At 34.0% G+C, this 10,000-nt stretch carries 9 protein-coding genes and 1 pseudogene; 7 read left to right on the forward strand and 3 right to left on the reverse strand.

Features of this window, described 5'->3' with window-relative positions; genetic code table 11:
* From LDL23_RS02215 to LDL23_RS02240, 6 genes are all read left to right on the forward strand, one after another.
* Positions 1–2,166 (forward strand): transglycosylase domain-containing protein (locus tag LDL23_RS02215; RefSeq protein ID WP_291264250.1); only part of this gene is annotated, 2,166 nt, incomplete at its 5' end.
* Between the two features lie 18 nt (positions 2,167–2,184).
* Positions 2,185–2,883, forward strand: coding sequence for a CoA transferase subunit A (locus LDL23_RS02220; protein ID WP_291264251.1), 699 nt, complete (start codon positions 2,185–2,187; stop codon positions 2,881–2,883).
* Positions 2,884–2,923: 40 nt separating this feature from the next.
* The gene (locus LDL23_RS02225) at positions 2,924–3,580 is read left to right on the forward strand and encodes a CoA transferase subunit B (protein ID WP_291264252.1); all 657 of its coding nucleotides are present in this window, start codon (positions 2,924–2,926) and stop codon (positions 3,578–3,580) included.
* Between the two features lie 132 nt (positions 3,581–3,712).
* A complete protein-coding gene (locus LDL23_RS02230; protein WP_291264253.1) occupies positions 3,713–4,879 on the forward strand; it encodes a class I SAM-dependent rRNA methyltransferase in 1,167 nt (388 codons plus the stop codon).
* 109 nt (positions 4,880–4,988) lie between these two features.
* Complete coding sequence (locus tag LDL23_RS02235; protein WP_291264254.1) at positions 4,989–5,387, forward strand: hypothetical protein; 399 nt, start codon at positions 4,989–4,991, stop codon at positions 5,385–5,387.
* A gap of 60 nt (positions 5,388–5,447) precedes the next feature.
* Complete coding sequence (locus tag LDL23_RS02240; protein ID WP_291264255.1) at positions 5,448–5,822, forward strand: hypothetical protein; 375 nt, start codon at positions 5,448–5,450, stop codon at positions 5,820–5,822.
* A 127-nt stretch (positions 5,823–5,949) separates the two neighbouring features.
* On the opposite strand, the gene LDL23_RS02245 is transcribed toward LDL23_RS02240, so the two are convergent.
* The 3 genes from LDL23_RS02245 to LDL23_RS02255 form a co-directional block, all read right to left on the reverse strand.
* Complete coding sequence (locus tag LDL23_RS02245) at positions 5,950–7,551, reverse strand: fumarate hydratase (RefSeq protein WP_291264256.1); 1,602 nt, start codon at positions 7,549–7,551, stop codon at positions 5,950–5,952.
* Between the two features lie 75 nt (positions 7,552–7,626).
* Positions 7,627–7,830 (reverse strand): hypothetical protein, encoded by a 204-nt coding sequence (locus tag LDL23_RS02250; protein ID WP_291264257.1) that lies wholly within the window; start codon positions 7,828–7,830, stop codon positions 7,627–7,629.
* A 3-nt stretch (positions 7,831–7,833) separates the two neighbouring features.
* Positions 7,834–9,273: a nucleoside recognition domain-containing protein gene (locus LDL23_RS02255; RefSeq protein WP_291264258.1), complete on the reverse strand. Its 1,440-nt coding sequence runs from the start codon at positions 9,271–9,273 to the stop codon at positions 7,834–7,836.
* Between the two features lie 199 nt (positions 9,274–9,472).
* Between LDL23_RS02255 and LDL23_RS02260 the strand changes: the two are divergent.
* Positions 9,473–10,000: pseudogene (locus LDL23_RS02260) on the forward strand (hypothetical protein); the annotation flags it as partial.

Below are 10,000 nucleotides of genomic sequence, written 5' to 3' on the forward strand. Positions count from 1 at the left end.
AAAATGCCTTCGTTTGACGATTTAGAAAATCCAGATTCAAACGTAGCTACCGAAATTATTTCTTCAGATGGAGTAGTGATTGGTAAATTTTACAAAGAAAACAGAACTCCAGTAAAATATGAAGAACTTCCTCAACATTTAGTGAAGGCTTTAGTAGCAACAGAAGACGAACGTTTTTATGAACATTCAGGAATTGATGCTAAAGGAACTTTACGTGCCGTTGTGCGATTAGGTAGAGATGGTGGTGCGAGTACGCTAACCCAACAGTTAGCTAAAAACTTGTTTCACGGTGAAGGTTCAAAATTTATCTTATTTAGGGTAATTCAAAAAGTAAAAGAATGGATTATTGCCATTCGTTTGGAACGTCAATATACCAAACAAGAAATCATTGCTTTGTACTTGAATCAAGTAGATTTCGTAAATGGTGCGGTTGGAATTCGTTCGGCAGCAAAAATCTACATGAACAAAGAACCAAAAGATCTAACTATTGAAGAATCGGCTTTGTTTGTGGGAATGTTAAAAAATCCGTCACTTTACAATCCAAATCGTAAAAAAAGAGCCAAATTAGTTTTAGACAGAAGAAACACGGTTTTAGGTCAGATGGTTAAAAACGACGTAATTTCTGAAGCTAAAAAAGAAGAACTAAGTAAACTTCCAATCAAATTAGATTTTAGACCTGAAAGTCATTCTGAAGGAAGTGCAACTTACTTTAGAGAATATTTAAGAGATTTCATGAAAAAATGGGTGAAAGAGCATTTAAAACCTGATGGAACCGAATATGATTTGTATCGTGATGGTTTAAAAATCTATACTACCATTGATTCCAAAATGCAGCAATATGCTGAAGAAGCGGTTTACGAACATCTTAAAAATGTTCAAAAAGAGTTTTTCAAAGGAATGAAAGACAAAGAAAATGCTCCTTTTGTTGATATTACTCCAGAACAAACCCAACAAATTATGAACCAAGCCATGAAAAATTCAGAGCGTTGGAGAAAAATGGATTTGAATGGAAAAACTAAAGAAGAAATTATTAAGTCTTTTGATGTACCAGCAAAAATGAAGATTTTTACTTATGATGGAGAAAGAGATACCATCATGACGCCTAGAGATTCAATTATATATTATAAGCATTTTTTACAAACAGGAATGATGGCTATGGAACCTCGTACAGGTCATATTAAAGCTTGGGTAGGTGGTGTTAATTATAAATATTTCCAATACGATCACGTAGGGCAAGGAGCTAGACAAGTAGGTTCAACTTTTAAACCGTTTGTGTACGCAACAGTTATGGAACAATTACAAATGTCCCCATGTGATTCTATTATAGATAGTTATTTCACTATGCCAAAAGGAAAATGGGGAATCGATGCAGATTGGTCACCTAAAAATTCAGACGGAAATTACAGAGGTACTATCACACTTCAAAAAGCACTAGCTAATTCAGTGAATACGGTTTCAGCAAAATTAATTGATAAAGTTGGACCTCAAGCTGTTGCTGATATGGCTAAAGAATTAGGAATTACTTCAAAAATTCCAGTTCAACCGTCCATTGCTTTAGGTGCCGTAGATATTACAGTTGAAGAAATGGTTGGTGCAATGAGTACTTTTGCTAATCAAGGCGTTTACGTAAAGCCTAATTTCATTATAAAAATTGAAGATAAAAATGGTGTTGTAATTGACCAACCGATGCCAGTTACAAAAGATGTAGTGAACAAAGATGTGGCTTATGCTGTTGTAAAATTAATGGAAGGTGTAACACAATCTGGAACTGGATCAAGATTAAAATGGGGCGGTGGTGGTTTCATCCAATACGATTATAGTTTTGGAAATCCAATTGCAGGAAAAACAGGAACTTCTCAAAACAACTCAGATGGTTGGTTTATCGGAATGGTTCCAAATTTAGCAGCTGGAATTTGGGTTGGAAATGAAGATAGAGCAGCACATTTTCGTTCTACACACATGGGACAAGGAGCTACGACTGCATTACCAATTTGGGGTCTTTTCATGAAAAAATGTTATGCAGATAGTGATTTAGATGTATCAAAAGAACCATTTGAACGTCCAGAAGATTTACAAATTAAGGTGGATTGTTGGACACCCAAAAAAGTGGTAGATACGACTGCTGTTCCAACAGACGAACCTAATATGGACGAATTCGGATTATAAACAACAACAAACCAAAATATGATTTCTAGAAAAGTAAATAACGTTCAAGAAGCTTTAGAAGGAATTCAAGACGGACAAACCATCATGTTAGGTGGTTTTGGTCTTTGTGGTATTCCTGAAAATAGTATTGCTGAATTAGTTCGCAAAAATGTAACCAATTTAACTTGTATTTCAAACAATGCAGGCGTGGATGATTTTGGATTGGGATTGCTATTGCAAAAACGTCAAATCAAAAAAATGATTTCTTCTTACGTGGGAGAAAATGCTGAGTTCGAACGTCAAATGCTTTCAGGTGAATTAGAAGTAGAACTAACGCCTCAAGGAACTTTAGCTGAAAAATGTCGTGCTGCACAAGCCGGAATTCCAGCATTCTTTACCCCAGCAGGTTTTGGTACAGAAGTAGCTGAAGGGAAAGAGGTTCGTGAATTCAATGGGAAAATGCACGTTTTAGAATATGCCTACAAAGCCGATTTTTCTATCGTAAAAGCATGGAAAGGTGACGAAGCAGGTAACTTAATTTTCAAAGGAACGGCTCGTAACTTCAATGCACCAATGGCTGGAGCAGCAAAAATCACTATCGCTGAGGTAGAAGAATTAGTGCCAGCAGGAACTTTAAATCCAAACGAAATTCACATTCCAGGAATTATGGTAAATCGTATTTTTCAAGGAGAGAAATTTGAGAAAAGAATTGAGCAAAGAACAGTTCGTCAAAAGTAATCAGTGTTCAGTTTTTAGTGTTCAGTAAAAAGAAATAATTATGTTATCAAAAGAAGATATAGCAAAAAGAATAGCACAAGAAGTGAAAGACGGTTACTATGTAAACTTAGGAATCGGAATCCCAACTTTAGTTGCCAATTATGTTCGTACGGATATTTCAGTTGAATTTCAGTCCGAAAATGGAGTTTTAGGAATGGGTCCATTTCCATTTGAAGGAGAAGAAGATGCCGATATTATCAACGCAGGAAAACAAACGATTACCACTTTACCAGGAGCAAGTTTCTTTGATTCGGCTTTTAGTTTCGGAATGATTCGTGCGCAAAAAGTAGATTTAACCATTTTAGGTGCGATGGAAGTTTCTGAAAATGGAGATATTGCCAACTGGAAAATTCCAGGAAAAATGGTAAAAGGAATGGGTGGCGCCATGGATTTAGTAGCTTCTGCAGAAAATATTATCGTAGCCATGATGCACGTAAATAAAGCTGGAGAATCGAAAATCTTGAAAAAATGTACACTTCCACTAACAGGTGTTGGTTGTGTGAAAAAAGTTGTTACAGAATTAGCGGTTTTAGAAATCACACCAAAAGGTTTTAAATTGTTAGAACGCGCACCAGGTGTTTCAGTAGAAGACATCATAAAAGCAACAGAAGCTAATTTAATCATAGAAGGAGATATTCCGGAAATGAAAATAGATTAATAATGAATTTTTAGTTTACCGCAGATTCGCAGATTACAATTTTTAATATCTGTGGATCTGCGTTTTACTTCTATTTAACCCAATTTAAAAACAAATAACAATCTGCGAATCCGCGGTAATATTTTCAAAAGAATGAGTTTTCCAAAAGTAATTTTAAAATCAGGTAAAGAAAAATCTATTCAACGTCGTCATCCTTGGATTTTCAGCGGTGCGGTTTATGGTGTGAGTCGTGAAATAAACGATGGCGAAATGGTGGATGTAGTCGATTCGAAAAACAATCATTTAGGAACTGGATATTTCAGCGACAAAGGAAGTATTGTAGTTCGAATTTTGACTTTCGGTGATGAAACTTTTTCTGATAACTTTTGGGCAGCCAAACTACAATCGGCTTGGTATTTACGCACCCAAATATTGGATTTTGAAGTTACAAATGCCTTTCGTGTGATTCATGGAGAAGGCGACGGAATTTCGGGATTGATTATTGATTATTACGATAAAAATTGGGTAATTCAAGCGCATTCCACGGGAGTTTTTCTTCAAATGGATAAAATCGCGGAAGCCATAAAATCCAATTTTCCAGACTATTGCGATACTATTTATTGTAAAAGCTCAGGAACTTTACCGAATACAGGAACCGATTATTTCTTATTCGGAAATAAAGTAGAAGCAGTTGCAAAAGAGAATAATATTTTGTTTTCCGTTAATTGGGTAGAAGGACAAAAAACAGGTTTCTTCTTAGACCAACGTGAAAACAGAAAATTATTAGGTGAATTCTCAAATGGGAAAAAAGTATTAAACACGTTTTGTTATACTGGCGGATTTTCAATTTATGCCATGAGCGCTGGAGCAAAATTGGTAACTTCGGTGGATATTTCTCAAAAAGCTGTGGATTTAGCAGCGAGCAATATGGAATTAAATTTTCCAAACGCCAATCATAAAGCTGTAGCTGACGATGTATTCAACTTCATGAAAGAACACACGCAACAATACGATGTTATTGTTTTAGATCCACCCGCTTTCGCGAAAAGCATCAAAAGCAAACACACCGCAACGCAAGCCTACAAACGTTTAAATATTGCCGGATTAAAAGCCTTAGCTCCAAACGGAATTTTATTCACCTTCTCTTGTTCGCAAGTGATTGATGATGTTTTATTCTACAACACCGTTGCAGCGGCAGCCATTGAAACGGGAAGAAATATCAGAGTTTTACACAAATTAGAACAAGGTCCAGATCACCCAACTAACATTTATCACCCAGAAGGACATTATTTAAAAGGATTGGTGTTGTTTGTGGAGTAGATTAGAAAGTGTTCAGTGGTCAGTTTGAAGTGTTCAGTGGTTTGTGCATAGTTTGTCATTTCGTAGGAATCTCAAGTTATTTTGCTCATGACATAAATATTATTCACTTATGAAATCAATTTCAAATTTTTTGAAAGCATCCATTATTATAGTTTTAATTTTAATTATTTCATATAGTTTTCCTTCTATGTTTGCTAAGGGAGGAATGGATAGGGATTTTCATTATTTAAACTTTCTATTTGTAGCAATAGTTGGAATGATATTAATTTATGATTTTTATAAAATCAATTTCTTTAAGAAAGTTTTATTTTTATTTATAGTTTCATTATTTGCATTTATTTCAGGAATATATTTGGTTCAAGAAATATTTGAGAATATTTATGATAATGATTATGAATTATATATTAGATTTAATGACGTTGTTTTTAAAACTAATATTATTTTTTATAGTGTTCTCATCTTTATAGAATTAACATGTTTTGAAATTATTAAGAGATTTTACAAATAAAAAAACTATTTAAAAATCTAAAGGTTATTAATTGTTTTTCTTCATAATTAAACTTCAATCATGTTCAAAAAATCACACATCATAAAAACCACTCTTTCAAAAGAAGAAATCATTACAATTCTTCAAAGTAAAGTTGAAAATTTTCATCGAGATAATTCTAAATTTGATTTTGAGGGACAAATAAATCCAAATGGTGATTTTTGTATTAAACCCACTTTTGATTTTGGTCCAAGGGAACAATTTCGACCTGAAATATTAGGAAAGATTCATGGTTCATCCATAGATTTAGAATTTACAATTAGCACTTTTTTAAAGCGATTGTTTTTACTTATAATTGCTATGGAATTTGTATTTGTAGTTTTTATTTATAATAAATTCGAAGATTTACAAGTTTTGTTGTTTTTTCCTTTTCTGCTTATTTTTTTATCGTTTTAAAATTTACATTTGACAGTAAAGTCAAAATGGCAATAACGTTATTAGAATCTTATTTTAAATAAAAAACCCGCAAGTCTTTCAACTTACAGGTTTCTTTTTTCTTGCTTCTTTTCTCTTTTTTCTAAAACTAAAGATTCATAAAGAAATCATTTCCTTTATCATCTGTAATAATAAACGCAGGGAAATCTTTTACTTCAATTTTTCTTACGGCTTCCATTCCTAATTCTGGGAAATCTACTACTTCAACCGATAAGATGTTTTCTTTTGCTAAAATCGCAGCAGGACCACCAATCGAACCTAAATAGAATCCACCGTGTTTTTTACAAGCGTTCATTACGTCTTTGCTTCGGTTTCCTTTCGCTAACATAATCATGCTTCCGCCAGCGGCTTGGAATTCGTCTACATAAACATCCATTCTTCCTGCAGTGGTTGGTCCAAAACTTCCTGAAGGCATTCCGTCTGGAGTTTTTGCAGGACCAGCGTAATATACTGGATGATTTTTGAAATACTCTGGCATTGGTTTACCAGCGTCTAACAATTCTTTGATTTTGGCATGAGCGATATCACGTGCTACAATCAAAGTTCCATTTAATTTCAAACGTGTTTTGATTGGGTATTTTGATAACTCAGCTAAAATTTCTTTCATTGGTTTGTTTAAATCAACTTCTACCGCAGGCTCTAAATGAGGCGCTGTTTCAGGTAAAAATTGTGCTGGATTGGTTTCCAATTGTTCTAAGAAAATACCCTCTTTCGTAATTTTTCCTTTGATATTTCTATCTGCCGAACAAGAAACTCCCATTCCCACCGGACAAGATGCCGCGTGACGAGGTAAACGAATTACACGAACATCATGTGTTAAATATTTTCCGCCAAATTGTGCTCCAATTTGACTTTCTTGACAAATGATTTGCACTCTTTTTTCCCATTCTAAATCGCGAAACGCTTGGCCTGACATGTTTCCAGAAGTAGGTAAATGGTCATAATATCCAGCCGATGCTTTTTTCACGGCTGCTAAGTTTGCTTCTGCAGAAGTTCCGCCGATAACGATAGCTAAGTGATACGGAGGACAAGCTGCCGTTCCTAAATCCATAATGCGCTCACGAACAAATTCGTCTAACGATTTTTCATTTAACAACGATTTTGTTTTTTGATATAAAAACGTTTTGTTAGCCGAACCACCGCCTTTTGTTAAAAATAAAAACTCATACGAATTCCCTTTTTTAGCATAAATATCAATTTGTGCTGGTAAGTTAGAGCCCGAGTTTTTCTCTTCAAACATCGAAATCGGAACAATTTGCGAGTAACGAAGGTTTTTATTTTGGTAGGTATTGTAAATTCCTTTTGATAACCATTCGCCATCATCAACTCCTGTATATACGTTTTCGCCTTTTTTTGCAACTACAATCGCAGTTCCAGTATCTTGGCAAGAAGGCAATTGACCTTCCACGGCTACAGCAGCATTTTGCAATAAATTATAAGCCACAAAACGGTCGTTGTCTGTTGCTTCTGGGTCTTCGATAATGTTTCTTAATTTTTGTAAATGTGCCGAACGCAACATAAATGAAACGTCGTCCATAGCTTCTTGAGCTAATAGTTCTAATCCTTTTGGGTCAACCACTAAGATTTCTCTATCGCCAAGTTGCTCAACTTTTACGTAATCGGAAGTTAATTTTTTGTAGTGTGTATCGTCTTTTAAAATAGGATACGGGTCTTGATATAAAAAGTCCATTTTGTGTATGTTTTGAAAGGTAAAGTTACGGATTTTTGTTTTTCTAACCTGCAAGGTTTTTAAAATCTTATAAGTTTAGTTCACTATATAAATGATTAATCCGATTAGAGCCAAAAAAGTTATGAAACCAATTCTATTGTTCCAATTCTCTTTTTTAATTTGGTAAATAGGTTTCTTTCCTAAATAGAAAATCCATTTCATTATTATCCCAATCCATTTGAAGCTATCAAAAATGAATTGACCAATAAATTCGACTAAAAATTCAAGTAAGGTATCCATCTTCTAAAAAAACCAACTCGCCACAAAAATCGCTGTAATCACACAGATTAAATCAACTAAAAGCATCATTCCTAGAGTATAACGGGTGTTTTTTACGTTGATACTTCCAAAATAAACAGCAATTACATAGAAAGTCGTTTCGGCACTACATTGGAAAATACAACTTAGTCTTCCCGTTAAGGAATCAGGTCCAAATTGTTTCATTGCATCAATCATAAAACCACGTGAACCACCTGAACTAAATGGACGCAACATTGCAACGGGAAGTGAATCGGTAATTTCTTTAGCAACACCTAAATGTGCAAAAACAAACGAAATTCCGTAGCTGATATTTTCAAACAAACCACTATTTCTGAATAATGAAATTGCTACTAACATTCCCATCACATAAGGGAAAATAGTTACTCCGGTTTTTAATCCGTTATTGGCTCCCGCTACAAAAGTGTCGAAAATCGTTGTTTTTTGTTCCACGAATTTCTTCTCTTGAACGAAAGAAAATATCAAAGTTCCGCCGATAATCAAGATTAATAATAATCCCGAAAGGTTAGAAGTAAAGTAATTTTTTCCAATTAAATCCAAACTGTTTACGTAGAATAATAATCCCACAATCGCTCCGATGACTCCCATTAAAGCCGCTAATAAAGAAGCACTTTTGAAGTTTACTTTTTGTTTGATTCCCACTAGAATAAAAGCGGCAATAGTTCCAACAAAAGAAGTAATAATACAAGGCAACATCACATCGGCTGGATTTGCTGCGTGTTCAGCTGCGCGATAACCAATAATGGATGTTGGGATTAATGTTAAACCAGCAGCATGCAAACACATGAACATGATTTGGGCATCACTGGCTCTATCTTTATCTGGATTTAATTCTTGTAAACTTTGCATCGCTTTTAATCCAAACGGAGTTGCGGCTGAATCTAATCCTAAGAAGTTGGCTGAAAAATTCAACGTCATATAGGAAATCGATTCGTGGTTTTTAGGAATCGAAGGAAAAACTTTAGCAAATAATGGACTTAATTTCTTAGCCAATCTTTCTGAAGCTCCTGAAATAATAAGTAGTTCCATTATTCCACAGAAAAAGGATAAATAAGCAATCAAAGGCAGAATTAAATCAAACAAACTGCTTTTGGTCATAGGAAGTAAACCATCTGCTTTTTGTTTTCCGCTGTAGATTTTTACAGTTTGATTGTTGTAAACATAGGTAGTGTCTGCATCCTTTTCATTTTTATTAATAATGAATGTTTTGTCTTCCGCTTTTTGGACACTATCTTGAACAAATTTCGGTACTTCTTTTAAATATTTTTCACCAATTAAAAGAGGTTCGCCTTGTTTTCCATTCAAAACATAATCAATAGAATAATATTGAGATGAAAACAATCCGAAAACAATAAAAAAGATAGAAGATATAAATATTACTAACCAAAATCTGCTTAAAACCATAAATTGATAATTTTTCGTAAATGTAGTGTATCTTAACTTTTAAAGAAAATTTTATTTTTATTAGATAAAAATCCATAAATGAAATATATTCAAGTTATTACATTTTTGAAAAAAGGATATTTATTTTTAAAACATTTTTTTAAGATTGTGAAAAAATTATATATTTGTTTCGTTAAATAACACTAATTAGCCCCAAAAAATGAAAAAACAACAATTATTCGCATCTTTTCTTGTGTTTTTCTGTTCGTTTTCTTTTTCCCAAACTAAAGAAGATGTTGCTAAAATCACCAAGGATTATGATGTAGAAAAAATCCAACAGAAAATAACCTACTTTCAAAAGTTGGAAGAAACAGAAAGAGCCAAAGCCATAGCAGTTGCTAATAAAAATGGCTGGCCAATTATTATTAAAGGAGAAAATGGTTCATTTCAAGAGTTAATGAAATTAACGCCTGATGGTTTTCCTATTTATTATGCAACAACAAATGTAGCTGCTGCAAGATCAACTAGAGCTAATTTTTTAAATACCGGTGGTGGACTAGGGTTAACCTTAGACGGACAAGGTATGGTGGCTCGTGTATGGGATGGAGGTACAGTGCGTAGATCTCATAGTGGATTTGGAGGAAGAGTAACAACAGTTGACGATGTTTCAGGAACAACATACAGCGATCATGGAACACATGTTACAGGTACAATTATTGCACTACCTTGGAATGCTGGCTCAGCTGGT

It is taken from the genome of Flavobacterium sp. (assembly GCF_020217025.1).
Lineage (GTDB): Bacteria > Bacteroidota > Bacteroidia > Flavobacteriales > Flavobacteriaceae > Flavobacterium.